Origin of the sequence: Ornithinibacillus gellani (assembly GCF_003730295.1) — a bacterium.
Classification (GTDB): domain Bacteria; phylum Bacillota; class Bacilli; order Bacillales; family Amphibacillaceae; genus Ornithinibacillus_A; species Ornithinibacillus_A gellani.
This window is the reverse complement of record NZ_QTSZ01000021.1, coordinates 32,566-49,333: the sequence shown is the minus strand read 5'-3', so window position 1 is coordinate 49,333 and position 16,768 is coordinate 32,566. Positions and strand designations below refer to the sequence as shown.

The following is a 16,768-nucleotide window of genomic DNA, read 5'->3' as shown; positions in this document are numbered from 1 at the left end:
GTGAATTGGTTTAATAATATTCGAATTCATGGATCGTTGGATTATTTAACGCCGATGGAATATAAACACAAACATCAGACAGAATTGAGCAAAATTTAATCATAAACAAGTTACCCTACCTTAGAAAATTTGTTCAGTTTAGTGTTGACATTCCAAATCGTTAACACGCTTCAAGTTTCCTTTATCTCGTCAGATAAATTGGAAGTTCAGCTAAAACCGTCGCTTTGCGCGACAACACTGAACCACCCCGCTTGGCGGGGCGCAGTTTGTACGTTACTAGACGGGCGCTTGCGCTTTTGTTAAGGTATGTGGAAAAAGAAGCGATATATCGCATGGTTAAAAGGAAGGGTTTGGCGTATGGTGCAATTAAAGGATGATGAACGACTGGATTATTTGCTTGCGGATGAAAGCATGAAAATTATACAAAGTCCCACCGCGTTTTCGTTCTCTTTGGATGCAGTTTTGCTGGCACATTTCGTTCAGGTGCCTATTCAACGTGGGCGTATTCTAGATTTATGTACAGGAAATGGTGTTGTACCACTATTATTATCTAGAAAAACAAAGGCGGCAATGACTGGTGTTGAAATCCAGTCGCGAATTTATGATATGGCGGTACGGAATGTTCAATTGAACGGATTGGATGATAGATTATCGATGATTCATGGGGATTTACGGGAGCTGCAGGCGGAACTGGGGCATAGTACGTATGATGTAGTGACTTGTAATCCACCCTATTTTGCAACGCCTGCACCAACGGAACACAACCAAAATGAATACTTAACCATCGCTCGTCATGAGGTATATTGTACGCTTGAAGATGTAGTCAAGGCTTGTAAGCTGCATGTTCGGCCAGGTGGAAAGGTTGCCATGGTTCATCGTCCGGGAAGACTGGTAGATATGATGAATTTATTTCGTATGTATCGCATGGAGCCGAAAAGGATGCAGCTTGTTTATCCTAAAAAAGGGCGAGAGGCAAATATGTTACTGTTGGAAGGTGTAAGGGATGGGAAATCAGATTTAAAGATTTTACCGCCGTTGTACATCTATGAGGAAAATGGCAGCTATACAGCAGAAGCAGAGGCGATTATTTATGGTTAAAGCAATTCATACTGTTTATATGCTGCGTTGCAAGGACGGTACATTATATACGGGCTATACAAATGATTTGTCCCATCGTATGAAAATGCATGAATCAGGAAAAGGTGCTAAGTATACACGTGGACGAGGTCCGCTGCAAATTGTTCATACGGAGTATTATGAAACCAAGGAAGAAGCGATGCAACGGGAATATGAAATTAAGCAGCTGTCAAAGCAGCAGAAGCTATTACTCATTCAAGGGGAATTACAGAAGGATGGTGCAGCAGAATGAAGATCCAAAAAAGCTTTTCTTCTTCAGAAACAGGGACATTGTATGTCGTTCCAACTCCTATTGGAAATTTGGAGGACATTACTTACCGTGCCTTAAAAATCTTGGAATCTGTAGCGGTCATTGCTGCGGAGGATACTCGGAATACGAAAAAGCTATTGCTGCATTTTGAAATTTCTGTTCCACTGATTAGCTATCATGAGCATAATAAATTAAGCCGTGAGGAACAGCTTCTAGCCCGCTTAGCAAATGGGGAATCGGTGGCTATTGTCAGTGATGCAGGTATGCCCGCTATTTCTGATCCCGGCTACGAGCTTGTTCAGGCGGCAATTGAAGTTGATTATCCAGTTGTGGTATTACCGGGTGCCAATGCAGCATTATGTGCATTGGTCGGTTCTGGGCTTGCGACAGATGAATTTTTATTTTACGGATTTTTACCAAGAAAGAAAAAAAGCCGTGTCGAAGCGTTGGAGCGGCTTCGACAGGCGAAGGCTACTTTATTGTTTTATGAATCACCACATCGCATACGCGAAACCTTACAGACCATAAATGAGGTGCTGGGAAATCGGAAAATTGCTATCGCGCGGGAGTTAACGAAGCGCTTTGAGGAATATATTCGTGGTGAGATGGAAGAAATTTGTACTTGGGCAGCCGATCAAGAATGGCGTGGTGAACTATGCATTGTAGTAGAAGGTAGCCAGGAAACAGAGCTGGCGTCCGATGAAAAGTGGTGGGAGACATTTTCCCTGAAAGGCCATGTAGAGCATTATATGCAGACTGAAAATATAAGTAGTAAGGAAGCAATTCGCCTAGCAGCAAAGGATCGTGCATTACCAAAGCGCGATGTATATCAGGCTTATCACATAGATAAAGAATAGAAAAAGGCAGACTTCCTAAAATTCATGGAGGAAGATCTGCCTTTTGCTTTCTCGTATATGCTTTTTAGTGTCCAGGGGTGTGCTTGGTTATTTCTTTATTTATCAAAGCGTGACTGAATCTCGTCAATTAATGCTTTGGCGCCCTCAGGACTTAAAACCAATTTTCCGTCTGCAAATGCGATGTTATCATCCGAGGATTCACCTGTGATAAAGCAGGACATGTTTGCTTTATATTTCTTTAGAACAATTTTATCATTATCCACATATATTTCCAGCGGATCTTTGATGTTAATGTCAAGTGTTCTTCTAAGTTCGATTGGAATAACGACACGTCCTAGTTCATCGACCTTACGTACAATGCCTGTCGATTTCATATTAAAATTTCCCCCTCAAGATAAAAAAATGTTATTCGTCAAATTTCGACATACTCTATACGGTATATTACCAATAATTGTTGATAATGTCAACATTTTATTATCAAAATAGAAATGATTTTGAAAATTTGTCAGACTTGCTTTTTATCATAAATCAATCAGGAAAACACTGTAGTTGATTGGCCATATCGTGGAAATGTAAGTCATATGATGTCATGTTGGAAATTCATTTGCAAAATCGCTACAATGGAATAATGAAGCACTTGAGATGAAGGAGGAAGGGCAATGCCAAAACGCAATAACACTTTTTATATAACAACACCAATATATTACCCAAGTGGCAAGCTCCATATTGGGCATGCTTATTCAACTGTGGCAGGTGATGCCATTGCAAGATACAAGCGTTTGCGGGGCTTTGATGTGATGTATTTAACAGGTACAGATGAACACGGACAGAAAATCCAGAAGAAAGCTGCTGAAAATGGGCAGACACCACAGGAATATGTGGATGAGATTGTTGGTGGAATTCAGTCCCTATGGAAAAAGCTAAAAATAACAAATGATGACTTTATCCGGACAACGGAGGAACGTCATAAAAAAATCGTCGAAAAAATATTTGCCCAGCTGCAGGAGCAAGGTGATATTTATTTAGATGAATATGAGGGCTGGTATTGTACTTCCTGTGAATCGTTTTTTACGGAAAGACAATTGGAAAATGGCAATTGCCCTGACTGTGGTGGTCCAGTTGATCGTGTACGGGAAGAATCCTACTTCTTTAAAATGAGCAAATATGCTGATCGACTTGTCGCATATTATGAGGAGCATCCGGAATTTATTCAGCCGGAAAGCCGAAAAAATGAAATGCTTAACAACTTTATTAAGCCTGGTTTAGAGGATTTGGCGGTATCACGTACTACCTTTGATTGGGGTATTAAAGTGCCAGGAGATCCGAAGCATGTCATTTATGTATGGATTGATGCATTGACGAATTATATTACCGCATTGGGTTATGGTACGGAGCATGATGAAAAGTTCCAAAAGTACTGGCCGGCTGATGTGCATTTAATGAGTAAGGAAATCGTTCGTTTCCATACCATATACTGGCCCATTATGCTGATGGCTTTAGATTTGCCGCTTCCGACTAAGGTATTTGCACATGGTTGGATATTAATGAAAGATGGAAAAATGTCCAAATCAAAAGGAAATGTAGTTGATCCGGTATCGTTGACAGACCGTTATGGCTTGGATGCACTACGTTATTATTTACTGCGTGAAGTTCCATTTGGATCAGATGGTGTGTTTACGCCAGAAGGTTTTGTGGAAAGAACGAATTACGATTTAGCTAATGACTTCGGTAATTTATTAAATCGTACGGTTGCGATGATTGATCAATATTTTGATGGTCGTATTCCTGCCTATCAAATGGGTGAGACGGCTGTCGATCAAGCATTAGAAGCATTAACAGCAGAGATGATAGAAAAAGTAGAGCACGCCATGGAAAATATGCAGTTTTCTGTCGCATTGGCCTCCATATGGCAATTAATAAGTAGAACGAATAAATATATTGACGAAAATGAGCCATGGGTGTTGGCGAAGCAGGATGATAAAAAAGAACGTCTTGGCAATGTCATGGCACATCTCGCAGAGTCACTCCGTGTCGTAGCTGTCATGCTGCAGCCATTTCTGACAGAATCTCCAAAAGAGGTTTTTCAACAGCTAGGGCTTGAAGGTGATGCATTGAAGCAATGGGAAAGCATCTATGAAAGAGGATCTATTCCAGCAGGCACACAGGTGAAACGTGGCAATCCGCTCTTTCCACGTCTGGATGTGAAGGCAGAGGTAGAAACCATTAAGGCCATGATGCAAAATCCAGCTCAGGATGCGGATGAAGCAGAAGAAGCAACAGATGCGAAAGCTCAAATTGCTTATGATGACTTCATGAAGCTGGATCTACGTGTTGCTGAGATTGTTAAGGCGGAAAAAATGAAGAAGGCGGATAAGCTGCTGAAGCTGCAGCTCGATCTTGGTAAGGAAAAACGTCAAGTGATTTCAGGTATTGCAGAATTTTACGATCCGGAAGCACTTGTTGGCAGAAAAGTAATTTGTGTTGTCAATCTGAAGCCGGTAAAATTACGTGGAGAAATGTCTGAAGGAATGATTTTATCCGGTGAGGATGAGCATGGTAAGCTCTCCCTGGCAACGGTGGAAAAAGATTTACCAAATGGTTCTGTCGTGAAGTAAGCAAAGATTATTATCCGGCTTCCAGGCTATGTATGGAGGCCGGTTTTTACTATTGTTTATCAGGAACCGGGAATGTTCAGAATGTAAGATGAAAGGAAGTGCAGCATGTTATTTGATACACATGTCCATTTGAACGCATACCAATTTGAAGATGATATGGAAGCAACGATAGAACGTGCATTTGAAGCAGGAGTCCGTTATATGGTCGTTGTTGGATTTGACCGCGAAACGATACCACGTGCTCTGGAAATTGCTGAAGCGTATGATACCATTTATGCGGCGGTTGGCTGGCATCCAGTTGATGCAATAGATATGACAGACGAAGATCTTGACTGGCTGGAAAAGCAAGCAGCACATCCGAAAGTTGTGGCACTTGGGGAAATGGGTTTGGATTATCATTGGGACAAATCACCAAAGGATATTCAAAAGGACGTTTTCCGTAAGCAAATCGCTTTGGCCAAAAAAATAAAATTGCCGATTATTATCCATAATCGGGAGGCGACAGAAGATATTATAGAGATTTTACAGGAGGAAAATGCAAAAGAAATCGGCGGTATCATGCATTGCTACAATGATTCCGTTGATTATGTACAAGCATGCTTGGATATGAACTTTTATATTTCACTAGGGGGTCCTGTCACATTTAAAAATGCACCCTTACCTAAAGAAGTTGCAGTTCAAGTGCCATTGGACAGATTACTTATTGAAACAGATGCCCCATACTTGGCACCGCATCCGAACCGTGGCAAACGGAATGAACCTGCTTATGTGAAGCTGGTAGCGGAAAAGATTGCCGAGCTGCGTGGTTTATCTGTTGATGAATTAAGTGGTGCCACTACCAAAAATGCACTGACCTTTTTCGGCATTAATTAAATACATTTTTGCATGCAGGTTATGATCCAAGATGTGGATGATGACCTGCGTTTTTTTATGTAAGGATATGACAGGTGACAAATGTTGTGGTGATTCACTATTACATTTCCTTCCTGAACATCCTTTTTTAGTCGATTTTCAGACGTTTTTTGAGCTTATAGTTCAAGAGACAAGCTGTCATATTTATGTCATTTTCAATATTTCTCGTAAAAATTCATTCGTTTTTGTAACTTTTTTCAACCTCAATATTACAACAAAAATCATCTTTTTTAATATTTTTCATGTGCTGTAAAGAGTATCATAGAGCGGGTTCCGGTGTTTTTATCTTTTTAATAGACAGAATATTACAATATTTTGTAATAAAATTGTAAAACAACCGTAATCGTAATTGGCTTTACTTTCCATATTAGTGTTTATATAATCGAGTTCGATTAAGGAGGCATATGCATGCGAATTATTTCAAAGCTATTGCCGGCCTCAAAAATGAAGCTGGTTATTTCTAGTATTGGTGTGATGGCACTGATTGCTTTTTCAAGTTTTGTCATCTTTGAAGCAACGAAAGCCGAGGTGGCAGTAGTAGACAATGGAGAAGAACTCAGCGTAAGAACACATGCAAATACAGTAGGAGATCTGCTTGACGAAGTGGGAATTACTGTTGGAGAACATGATGCACTATCACATGCAACGGACGCACAAGTTGAAACGGGAATGGAAGTAACATACATAACCGCAAAACAAGTGATGGTTGATGTCGATGGAACAGAAACGGCGTATTATACGACTGTGGACACGGTAGGAGAATTTTTTGCAGAGAATAATCTTTCTTTCACAAAGCATGACGATGTTTCACATACTGCAGATGACGCAATTGAAGACGGATTGAAGCTTGAGGTTGCGCAAGCTTTCCAGGTAACTGTGAACGATGGCGGAAAGAAGAAGAAGGTTTGGACAACAGGTGGAACCGTTGCCGATTTACTGGCATCAGCCAATATCAAATATAATAAAAAAAGCAATGATAAATTAAATGTTAAATTGGATGATACCGTACAGGCAGACGATAAGATTTCCATCATTCGCGTCACCAAAAGCAAAAAAGAAGTGACGGAAGCTGTTGCATTCCAAGAGGAGCGCCAAGAGGACAGCTCACTGGAAAAAGGTAAAACACGTGTGGTGCAAGAAGGTAAAGAGGGCTCTGTGATTAAAGTCTTTGAAATCATCAAAGAAAATGGCAAAGAAGTTGATCGCAAGCTAATTGAAACAAAAACGGTTGAAGAAGGCCAAAATCGTGTGATTGCTTTAGGAACAAAAGAACCACAGCAGGATCTTGTTCAAGTTGCTAAGAAAACACCGAAGCAAGAAAAACCAAAACAAGAAACGAAGGCCCCTGCTAAGAAGAAACCAGCAGCAGAAAAGCCTTCCGGTAAAGAATTTTATGTTACAGCAAGTGCATTTACTGCAACCTGTAGCGGATGTTCAGGTGTTACACGTATCGGTATTAATTTAAAAGCAAATCCGAATGCAAAGGTGATTGCGGTTGATCCAAGCATTATCCCACTAGGTACGAAGGTTTGGGTAGAAGGCTATGGAGAAGCAATTGCTGGGGATACTGGTGGTAACATTGTTGGACATCGTATTGATGTTCATGTACCTACGAAGGCGGATGCATATCGCTGGGGTGTTCGTAAGGTTAAAATACGTATTTTAAATTAATTCATGCAAATAGAATTTACTGCTCCTGCCATGCTATGATGGTAGGAGCATTATTTATTGTTCCAGTAAAAGTAGATGTTAGATGCGGAATCCCCCGCTTTGGAAAAGAGGAATTTTTGGTGAAGATTAAAGAATTTATTGTTGTAGAGGGTCGTGATGATACAACAAAAATCCGTCATGCAGTTGATGCGGATACGATTGAAACGAATGGCTCTGCAATCAATCAACGCACGATTGAGCAAATTCAACATGCGATGGATAAGCGCGGTGTTATCATTTTTACGGATCCGGATTATCCAGGTGAGCGAATTAGACATATTATTGACCAAGCGGTGCCAGGCTGCAAGCACGCATTTTTGACACAGGACCGGGCCAGGGCAAAGCATCCAGAGGGAAAGAGCTTAGGAATTGAACATGCTTCTGTTGAGGCTATTCGTCAGGCGCTTAAGGATGTACATGAGCTGATGGATGTGGAGGAAAGTATGATTGAAAAAAGTGAATTGCTTCGTTATGGATTAATTGGCGGTGCTGACTCCCGCGCACGTCGGGCTCGTTTAGGTGAATTATTGCAAATCGGTCATACGAATGGAAAGCAGCTGTTAAAGCGGTTAACAACTTTTCAAATTACGCACGAGCAGTTGGCAGAAGCGATGGAGCAGATTGAAGAGGAGGATAAGCATGGCGATGAATAAATTTATTGCAACACCAACACGCACCATGGAGATTCTCCGCAAATATGGTTTTACGTTTAAAAAGAGTCTCGGTCAAAATTTTCTTATCGATGTAAATATTTTAGAAAACATTATTCGCCATGCAGGAATTGATTCATCTGCTGGTGTCATTGAAGTAGGTCCGGGTATTGGTGCGTTAACAGAACAGCTGGCTATTCATGCAGATCGTGTTACCGCATTTGAGATTGATCAAAGGTTATTACCGATACTGGAAGATACGTTAAGCGAATATCATAATGTTACTGTAGTGCATCAGGATATTTTGGAGGCGGATGTCAAAGCAGTGATTGCTAAGCATTTTTTACCTGATCAGGCGTTACATGTCGTAGCGAATTTGCCATATTATATTACCACACCGATTTTAATGAAGCTGTTACGGGAAAATCTGCCTGTCACAAGCATTGTTGTCATGATTCAAAAGGAAGTAGCGGAAAGAATGGCGGCGGAGCCTGGAACAAAAAGCTACGGCTCATTAACGATAGCCATTCAATATTATACACATGCAGAAATTGTAATGGACGTTCCTAAAAGCGTCTTTATGCCGCAACCAAATGTTATTTCCAGTATTCTGAAGCTGACGAAGAGAAGCGAGCCTCCTGTTGAGGTTTTGGATGAGGATTTCTTTTTTGGAATCGTTCGTGCGAGCTTTGCCCAACGGAGAAAAACAATCAGAAATAATCTTGCTGTATTTTTCAAGAACCATTTGGATAAAGAAACAATTTCAGAAGTATTAGTGACTGCGGGTATTGATGGCACACGACGAGGCGAATCACTAACCATCGCTGAATTTGCCATACTAGCCAATGCCTTTGACCATGTGAAGTTTAGCTCATAACGCATATTGCTGCGTTAAATAGGTGCCATGTGAATCTTTTGCGGGTAGTGTGTATGTGCTACCCACGCACAGGTTAATTCATGTACGTGTGCGAATTAGTACGGTCATCTAATATAATCCCGAATTAATATAAAAAGATATAGAAAAACAGGTTGGATTCGATCATTTGAACTCCAATCTGTTTTTTTCGTATTAAAGTATGTCATTTCGCAAAAAAACTAAAATGGCGTAAGTTAAACGGCTGTTAAGTTACTCGAAATCATGTATTTTCTGAAATGGCGTAAGTTAAGAGCGTTTTAAAGTATGTGATTTCGCGAAAAACGCGAAATGACGTCTAATAAGGCTTTACTTATGGTGAGATACATTCCATTCATGCATAGGCACCTTTGGGTAAAGGGCTACATAGGATAGATAAGAAGAAGTAAATGCTTATGGATTGTTAGCGCTGTGAGGTGAATATATGAGTTTTAGAACCGGTGAATTGGTGACAAGGCATTCGTATCGGCATGATATGTTGTTTCGGGTTGCATCCGTGAAGCAGGATCATGCCATTCTACATGGTGAGGATTATAGATTGGTTGCTGATGCACCTATTAGTGATTTAAGTCGGGTCGAGCAGAGAGATTTAGAAAAAAGGAGAAGGACGGGTAAGGAAAAGGAAGACTTCTCGTATCGCTTGTTTCGTCAGGATTATCAGTTCATGAAGGATAAACGAGAGCATCAGTCAACAGATGGCTATCAATATGCTGCTTACTTTCAATTGCCCGCACGTGTTCTCCATATGGATGGTGATGCGGTTTATTTAAAAAAATGCATTGAATTATACCAGCGAATGGGGCTTCAAGTGCATGGTGTACATGTACATGAAAAGGAGATGCCATTTCAAATAACGGAACTTTTGGAACGAATACAGCCAGAGATCATTGTTATAACGGGGCATGACTCGTATTCAAAGCATAAAGGTTCGAAGCAGGATTTGCGTGCTTATCGCCATTCAAAATATTTTGTGGAGACGGTGCGTGAAGCGAGGCGTGTCGTACCACATTTGGATCAATTAATCATTTTTGCGGGTGCCTGTCAGTCTCATTTTGAATCACTTATTCGTGCTGGGGCAAATTTTGCCAGTTCTCCGTCACGGGTTAACATTCATGCGCTGGATCCTGTGTTTATTGCTGCGAAAATTGCATATACACCTTTTATGGAAAAATTGAATGTATGGGATGCGCTACGTAATACGATGACTGGTGAAAAAGGATTAGGCGGTATTGAAACGAGAGGTTTGCTCCGCACAGGGATGCCTTATTTGGAAGAGGAGGATGAGCAGGAGGAAAACGACGAGGAAGGCTTGGAATCCGTCTGAGTGAGTTGATGTGTGAAAAGCAATTATTATGTTTATGCCCGTCCAAATAAATATCCATCCTTTCTTAAAAAATCGTCATAAAAGCATTGCCCTAGGAGGGATAATTTGCATAAATGCAGGTCATGATGGCACGTTATTTGTCTAAAGGGTGCTTGCGCTTTTGTTTGGACATGTGCCCTTTTTTCATCTAAATTTAGGCAAGCATACGCTAAATACGTGATAATCTACATAATTTATTAACAATTTAACATAATAATAACAAAACGGAAATTTAGTTGTTGACAACAAAAAACATATCTTGTTATAATATAGATTTTATTTGACCGTTAAACAAGCATATGTTATAGTAGTATATAGTGAGGTGGAGTCTAGTGGCAAAAACATTACTCGAAATTAAGCAAGGTCTTGAAGGTCGTATTGGCAGACGTTTAAAGTTGAAAGCCAATGGTGGCAGAAGAAAAACGATTGAGCGTTCCGGTACACTTGCAGAAACGTACCCTTCTGTCTTCGTTGTTGAATTGGATCAAGACGAAAATGCATTCGAACGTGTTTCATACAGCTATGCGGACGTACTGACAGAATCAGTTGAATTAAGCTTCATGGATGACAGAAACAAGGCAGCAATCGCAGAGTAGTAAACAACATGTTTACTACTCTGTTTTTTTATTATTTAAGGATATTGCTTTCTATAAATTACGTGTAAAAAGGGGAATTGTGAATGGGGAGAATCGATCAACTAACATTAGAGGAATTAAAAGCAGATATAGCACAGAACTTAAAAAGTAATCCGGAACCATATAAGTCATTAGAAGCCGTGTATGAATTTCACGTCACAGATGCAGATGTCACCTACCAGCTTGTTTTTAAAGACGGGAGCTTCACCGTCCATGATACGGTCGTTGAGACGGCAGGGTGTAAATTAAAAATGAAAGAGAAGTATTTTCGGAAATTTTTAATTGGCGATTTAAATAGTACGACAGCATTTATGACGGGGAAATTAAAAATAGAAGGAAGTATTGGCCTTGGTTTGAAGCTGGAGAGCATTTTAAAGCAATATGATTTCAGCTAATGCTTCATACTGCCAAGTTTTACATACGTAAACATAGGTTAAAACCATTCTCCCTGCGCAAACTAAGCGTGTCGTTAGAATGCTTGACAGAAGGGGGAGGTTCTTTCATGGCTAGACGTCGAGGAATTATGTCGGACCAGTTGAAAGAAGAAATTGCAAAAGAGTTAGGATTCTACGACACGGTGCAGCAGGAAGGCTGGGGAGGCATCAAGGCAAGGGATGCTGGAAACATGGTAAAACGTGCAATAGAAATAGCCGAGCAAAGCATGCAGCAAAAAGGCGGACAATAATTGGACCGTCCACAGCCTGCAGAGAAGATACACCCTTCTCTGCAGGCTTTTTTGTTGAAAAAAAGACCGGATTCCCGTGATTTTCGGATACTGGCTGGCAGTCGCTTGCATTTTTTTATTATGATACAATTTATGTACATTTAAAAGTAGGTGACGGGGATGGTTTGTTTTGAAAAGGCTCCGGCAAAAATAAATTTATCACTGGATGTGCTGGATAAACGCCCAGATGGCTACCACAATGTAGAAATGGTAATGACGACGATTGATTTGGCCGATCGGATAGAGCTATATGCTTTAGAAGAGGACCAAATCAAAGTTTCATTATGGAGTCGTTATGTGCCGAATGATGAGCGGAATCTGGCATATAAGGCTGCAGATGCACTGAAAAAAGCGTATAGGATTACGAAGGGAGTCCATATTCGGATTGAAAAAAGTATCCCGGTATCTGCAGGGCTTGGCGGTGGCAGTACAGATGCCGCAGCAGTGTTAAGGGGATTAAACCGAATGTGGTCATTGGAAATCCCTGAGGATGAGCTCGCTTCACTTGGTGCGACAATTGGTTCAGATATTCCATTTTGTATTTATGGAAAAACCGCAATGGTTACTGGCCGCGGAGAGAGAATAGAGCCTTTGCCAACACCACCTCCGTGCTGGGTTGTACTTGCGAAACCGAATATTGGTGTATCTTCCAGAACGATTTTTCAACAGCTGGAATTAGACCAACTCACTCATCCAAACACGGCAAGATTGATGGAGTCACTTCATGCTCACGATTTTACCAAGCTATGTCAATCCATCGGTAATGTGCTGGAACATGTGACCTTAGCTTTACATCCCGAGGTAGGACGAATAAAGGACAAGATGCGTGATGCTGGTGCAAATGGTGTGTTAATGAGTGGGAGCGGCCCAACGATTTACGGGCTAGTGGAACATGAGTCCAAGGCACAACGGATTTATAATGGAATGCGTGGTTTTTGTCATGAGGTATACGCGGTACGTATTTTAGGTTAGTTCTTGCTTAAAACCATATATTGATGTTATATTTATAGCAATCATTCGGTTTTTAGAGGTGAAGTAATGAAAAGAAGCCATCGATTGGTCGCTTTAACGAATTATTTTTTGGAAAATCCAAATATTCAAGAGAGTCTTACCTATTTTTCAAAGCGTTTTGGAGTTGGAAAAGCTTCCATTAGCGAGGATCTGGATATTGTTGATGAAGTGTTTCGACAAATCGGACAGGGTTACTTAAATCGGGTAGCAGGTTCAAGTGGTGGTGTCAGCTTTATTCCAAAGGTTCCAGAAAAGGATGGCGAGCAGTTTATTGCAGCATTATGCAAGCGATTAGAGGATCCTGCCAGGGTCTTACCTGGAGGATATTTATATATGAGTGATTTGCTCGGCGAACCGAACACCATTCGAAATATTGGTCGGCTATTTGCCTCGAAATTTTCCGACTTGGAATTAGATGCGGTTATTACGGTTGAAACGAAAGGGATACCACTCGCTTATGCAGTCGCCTCTTTCTTGGAGGTGCCGGTTGTAACGGTACGTAGGGATCCCAAGGTAACAGAAGGAACCTCTGTAAGTATCAATTATGTTTCCGGGTCGTCACGTAAAATTCAGTCCATGGTATTGGCAAAGCGCAGCCTTAAGGAAGGCGCCAATGTTTGTGTCATTGATGATTTTATGAAGGCAGGCGGCACAATTTCCGGTATGGTTAGCCTTTTGGAAGAATTTCAGGCCAATGTAAAGGCAATTGGTGTACTGGCAGAAGCGGATGATGAAGAGGACGAACGAATGGTAGAGGATTATCTATCACTTGTGAAAATATCAAATGTAGATATGAAAACGAAGCAAATAGAAGTCATTCCAGGCAGTTATCAAAAATAATAATAGAATGTTGCAATGATGGGTAGAGGATGAAGGAATCTTTTTTCGTGAAAAGGTTTCTTTTTTTATATCCAGGCATGTTTCAAGCGTCATAAATGTGACTTCCAACATTCAGTCGTGTCATCCAAATGAAATATATTTGTAAATTATAAAACTTTTTTAAATTTTTAGCAGGACTTTTAAAAGTTTTGTTGAATTAGTTCTGTAAGTCAATTGGATAAAGGTGGTGAATCAGCATGGAAGTAACCGACGTAAGATTACGCCGAGTCAACACGGAAGGAAGAATGAAGGCAATTGCCTCCATCACATTGGACGATGAATTTGTTGTTCATGATATTCGTGTCATCGATGGTAATAATGGACTGTTTGTTGCCATGCCATCGAAGCGTACGCCAGATGGTGAATTCAGAGATATCGCGCATCCGATTAATTCCAACACACGTGCTAAAATTCAAGATGCTGTTTTGGAAGAATATCGCCGTGCCGGTGAAGCAGAGGAAAATGTAGCCTTTGAAGAAGCGGGCGCATCCTAAAATGGAATCGAATACAAAGAAGCCTAATCTCTCTATGGATTAGTCTTCTTTTTTTTGCCATAAAATGTGGTTATATTTCATTTCTTTATCATCTGTATGCCATGTTTGACAACAATTTGGTAAAATAGATAAGTAGGCTGCCTATATATTGAAATGAAAACTTATTTAAGATATATTTTATAATGGATAAAAGAATGGAGGTTTCCTCATGTCGGAACGTTTTGCTGTCATTTTGGCAGCGGGGCAAGGAACCAGAATGAAGTCAAAGCTGTATAAGGTGCTTCATCCGGTTATGGGACGTCCCATGGTAAAACACGTAATAGAACAAGTGAAAGCTGCTGGTATTCGTGAAGTCGTAACAATCGTAGGTCACGGTGCAGAGCAGGTAAAAGAAAATATTGGTGATGAAAGTAAATATGCGCTTCAGGAGGAACAGCTGGGTACAGGTCATGCGGTTGTTCAAGCGGAAGAAATTCTGAAAAATAAATCAGGAACGACGGTCGTTGTTTGTGGTGATACGCCATTAATTACGAAAGAAACCTATGCTGCCCTTGTGGAGCATCATGAGCGTGAAGGATCCAAGGCTACCGTATTAACGACAGAGATGCCGGACCCAACCGGTTATGGACGCGTCATCCGTAATGCGGATGGAGATGTAGAGCGAATTGTAGAGCATAAGGATGCATCCGAGTCAGAAAAGCGTGTGAAGGAAATCAATACCGGAACATTTTGCTTTGATAATGAAATGCTTTTCCAAGCTTTGCAAAATGTATCTAATGAAAATGCACAAGGTGAATATTACCTTACAGATGTGATTGAAATATTAAAGAATCAGTCGAGAAAGGTTAGCGCCTTTTTGATTCCTGATGCAAACGAGACACTGGGTGTAAACGATCGGGTCGCATTAGCACAGGCTGAAAAAATAATGAAACAACGTGTGAACGAACAGCATATGCGTAATGGAGTGACCATTATTGATCCGGACCAAACGTATATTCAACCCGGTGTTGTGATAGGTCAGGATGTTGTCATTCATCCAGGCTGCGTGATTTCGGGAGATACCGTCATTGAATCCAATGCAGTGATTGGACCAAATAGTGAAATAACCAATTGCTATGTGGATGCGTATACAACGATTCGCCATAGTGTTGCTGCAGATAGTAAAATTGGTAAGCGAGTGAACATTGGTCCGTATACACATATTCGTCCGGCATCAGACATTCATGATGAGGCGAAGATTGGTAACTTTGTTGAAATAAAGAAGACTACTATCGGTGAAAATAGCAAGGTTTCCCACTTAAGCTACATAGGGGACGCAGATGTGGGGAGCAATGTGAATGTCGGTTGTGGTACAATAACAGTGAACTATGATGGAAAAAATAAATTTTTAACAACGATTGAGGATGATGCATTTGTAGGATGCAATTCTAATTTAATCGCACCAGTCACTATCGGAAAAGGTTCCTATGTTGCGGCGGGCTCAACTATCACGAAGGATGTGCCAGATGATGCATTGGCAGTAGCGCGTGGTAGACAGTCAAATAAAGAAGGCTATGCAACGAAAATAAAGAATAGACTATAAGATTAGCGGAGGGTTTTTCTAATGGCATCCACTTACAAAGATTCATCTTTGAAAGTATTTTCTTTGAATTCAAATCAGGCACTGGCAGAAGAAATTGCTAGTCATATCGGAACGACACTTGGTAAATGTTCAGTTTCCGAATTCAGCGATGGCGAAATCCAGATTAACATTGAGGAGAGCATTAGAGGTTGTGACGTTTATGTGGTACAATCAACTTGTTCACCAGTCAACAAACATATTATGGAATTACTTATTATGATTGATGCGCTAAAGCGCGCTTCAGCGAAGTCCATTAATATTGTTATTCCATACTTCGGATATGCTCGTCAGGATCGAAAAGCACGTGCAAGAGAACCAATTACTGCAAAGCTTGTGGCGAACTTATTGGAAACAGCAGGAGCAACTCGAGCCATTACATTGGATCTACACGCTCCGCAGATTCAAGGTTTCTTTGATATGCCAATTGATCACTTGCAAGGTGTGCCGATTCTTTCGGATTACTTCAAAAAGATGCAGCTGGACGATTTAGTTGTCGTATCCCCAGACCATGGTGGTGTGACACGTGCACGTCGTATGGCTGACCGCTTGAAGGCACCAATTGGTATTATTGATAAAAGAAGACCACGCCCAAATGTTGCTGAAGTAATGAATATTGTTGGTAATATTGAAGGGAAAACAGCGATCCTAATTGATGATATCATTGATACAGCGGGTACGATAACACTTGCTGCTAATGCATTGATAGAGAATGGGGCAAAGGAAGTTTATGCATGCTGTACCCATCCAGTTCTTTCTGGACCAGCAATGGAACGAATTCAAGCTTCGAAAATTAAGGAATTAGTCATTACAAATACAATTCCGCTACCAGAGGAAAAGAAAATAGATAAAATTACCCCATTATCAGTTGCTCCATTAATTGGAGAGGCGATTATTCGTGTTCACGAAATGCAATCCGTTAGTATATTATTTGATTGATTGCTTTGAAAGTGCATTTGAAAGCGAAATGCAGATGGACAAGGTTTCATTTAGATAAAAA

The 16,768-nt window shown here is 40.7% G+C and carries 19 protein-coding genes; 18 read left to right on the top strand and 1 reads right to left on the bottom strand.

Going from position 1 to position 16,768, the window contains the following annotated elements; translation table 11 throughout:
• The 4 genes from DX933_RS18865 to rsmI all read left to right on the top strand — a co-directional run bounded on the left by DX933_RS18865 (position 1) and on the right by rsmI (position 2,244).
• The gene (locus tag DX933_RS18865) at positions 1 to 99 is read left to right on the top strand and encodes an IS3 family transposase (RefSeq protein ID WP_223805904.1); all 99 of its coding nucleotides are present in this window, start codon (positions 1 to 3) and stop codon (positions 97 to 99) included.
• Between the two features lie 258 nt (positions 100 to 357).
• Positions 358 to 1,098, top strand: a complete 741-nt coding sequence (locus DX933_RS07065; protein WP_123315772.1) for a tRNA1(Val) (adenine(37)-N6)-methyltransferase — start codon at positions 358 to 360, stop codon at positions 1,096 to 1,098.
• Positions 1,091 to 1,369 carry a GIY-YIG nuclease family protein gene (locus tag DX933_RS07060; protein WP_123315771.1) on the top strand — a complete coding sequence of 93 codons (279 nt, stop codon included), beginning with the start codon at positions 1,091 to 1,093 and terminating at the stop codon, positions 1,367 to 1,369. The genes DX933_RS07065 and DX933_RS07060 overlap by 8 nt, the downstream gene beginning before the upstream one ends.
• Positions 1,366 to 2,244, top strand: coding sequence for a 16S rRNA (cytidine(1402)-2'-O)-methyltransferase (gene rsmI, locus DX933_RS07055; protein ID WP_123315770.1), 879 nt, complete (start codon positions 1,366 to 1,368; stop codon positions 2,242 to 2,244). Before DX933_RS07060 ends, rsmI begins: the two co-directional genes overlap by 4 nt.
• A 95-nt stretch (positions 2,245 to 2,339) precedes the next feature.
• On the opposite strand, the gene DX933_RS07050 is transcribed toward rsmI, so the two are convergent.
• The gene (locus tag DX933_RS07050; protein ID WP_123315769.1) at positions 2,340 to 2,618 is read right to left on the bottom strand and encodes an AbrB/MazE/SpoVT family DNA-binding domain-containing protein; all 279 of its coding nucleotides are present in this window, start codon (positions 2,616 to 2,618) and stop codon (positions 2,340 to 2,342) included.
• 285 nt (positions 2,619 to 2,903) lie between these two features.
• Between DX933_RS07050 and metG the strand changes: the two genes are divergently transcribed.
• From metG to DX933_RS06980, 14 genes are all read left to right on the top strand, one after another.
• Positions 2,904 to 4,859 carry a methionine--tRNA ligase gene (gene metG, locus DX933_RS07045; RefSeq protein WP_123315768.1) on the top strand — a complete coding sequence of 652 codons (1,956 nt, stop codon included), beginning with the start codon at positions 2,904 to 2,906 and terminating at the stop codon, positions 4,857 to 4,859.
• A gap of 105 nt (positions 4,860 to 4,964) precedes the next feature.
• Positions 4,965 to 5,732 carry a TatD family hydrolase gene (locus DX933_RS07040; protein WP_123315767.1) on the top strand — a complete coding sequence of 256 codons (768 nt, stop codon included), beginning with the start codon at positions 4,965 to 4,967 and terminating at the stop codon, positions 5,730 to 5,732.
• A gap of 447 nt (positions 5,733 to 6,179) precedes the next feature.
• On the top strand, positions 6,180 to 7,442 hold the full coding sequence (locus tag DX933_RS07035; RefSeq protein WP_123315766.1) for a G5 and 3D domain-containing protein: 1,263 nt from the start codon (positions 6,180 to 6,182) through the stop codon (positions 7,440 to 7,442).
• Positions 7,443 to 7,561: 119 nt separating this feature from the next.
• On the top strand, positions 7,562 to 8,134 hold the full coding sequence (gene rnmV / locus DX933_RS07030) for a ribonuclease M5 (RefSeq protein WP_190279439.1): 573 nt from the start codon (positions 7,562 to 7,564) through the stop codon (positions 8,132 to 8,134).
• A complete protein-coding gene (gene rsmA / locus DX933_RS07025) occupies positions 8,121 to 9,008 on the top strand; it encodes a 16S rRNA (adenine(1518)-N(6)/adenine(1519)-N(6))-dimethyltransferase RsmA (protein WP_123315765.1) in 888 nt (295 codons plus the stop codon). The genes rnmV and rsmA overlap by 14 nt, the downstream gene beginning before the upstream one ends.
• Positions 9,009 to 9,468: 460 nt before the next feature.
• Entirely contained in the window at positions 9,469 to 10,368 is a 900-nt protein-coding gene (yabG, locus tag DX933_RS07020) for a sporulation peptidase YabG (RefSeq protein ID WP_123315764.1), read from the top strand.
• 371 nt (positions 10,369 to 10,739) lie between these two features.
• Entirely contained in the window at positions 10,740 to 11,003 is a 264-nt protein-coding gene (veg, locus tag DX933_RS07015) for a biofilm formation stimulator Veg (protein ID WP_123315763.1), read from the top strand.
• Between the two features lie 83 nt (positions 11,004 to 11,086).
• A complete protein-coding gene (locus tag DX933_RS07010) occupies positions 11,087 to 11,437 on the top strand; it encodes an SCP2 sterol-binding domain-containing protein (protein WP_123315762.1) in 351 nt (116 codons plus the stop codon).
• Positions 11,438 to 11,544: 107 nt separating this feature from the next.
• Complete coding sequence (locus tag DX933_RS07005) at positions 11,545 to 11,727, top strand: small, acid-soluble spore protein, alpha/beta type (protein WP_123315761.1); 183 nt, start codon at positions 11,545 to 11,547, stop codon at positions 11,725 to 11,727.
• Positions 11,728 to 11,886: 159 nt separating this feature from the next.
• Entirely contained in the window at positions 11,887 to 12,738 is an 852-nt protein-coding gene (ispE, locus tag DX933_RS07000) for a 4-(cytidine 5'-diphospho)-2-C-methyl-D-erythritol kinase (RefSeq protein ID WP_123315760.1), read from the top strand.
• A gap of 66 nt (positions 12,739 to 12,804) precedes the next feature.
• Entirely contained in the window at positions 12,805 to 13,617 is an 813-nt protein-coding gene (gene purR, locus DX933_RS06995) for a pur operon repressor (RefSeq protein ID WP_123315759.1), read from the top strand.
• Between the two features lie 236 nt (positions 13,618 to 13,853).
• Positions 13,854 to 14,150: a septation regulator SpoVG gene (spoVG, locus tag DX933_RS06990; RefSeq protein WP_123315758.1), complete on the top strand. Its 297-nt coding sequence runs from the start codon at positions 13,854 to 13,856 to the stop codon at positions 14,148 to 14,150.
• Between the two features lie 208 nt (positions 14,151 to 14,358).
• Positions 14,359 to 15,732: a bifunctional UDP-N-acetylglucosamine diphosphorylase/glucosamine-1-phosphate N-acetyltransferase GlmU gene (gene glmU, locus DX933_RS06985; protein ID WP_123315757.1), complete on the top strand. Its 1,374-nt coding sequence runs from the start codon at positions 14,359 to 14,361 to the stop codon at positions 15,730 to 15,732.
• Positions 15,733 to 15,753: 21 nt separating this feature from the next.
• Positions 15,754 to 16,707 (top strand): ribose-phosphate diphosphokinase, encoded by a 954-nt coding sequence (locus tag DX933_RS06980; RefSeq protein WP_123315756.1) that lies wholly within the window; start codon positions 15,754 to 15,756, stop codon positions 16,705 to 16,707.
• Positions 16,708 to 16,768 lie beyond the last annotated feature (61 nt).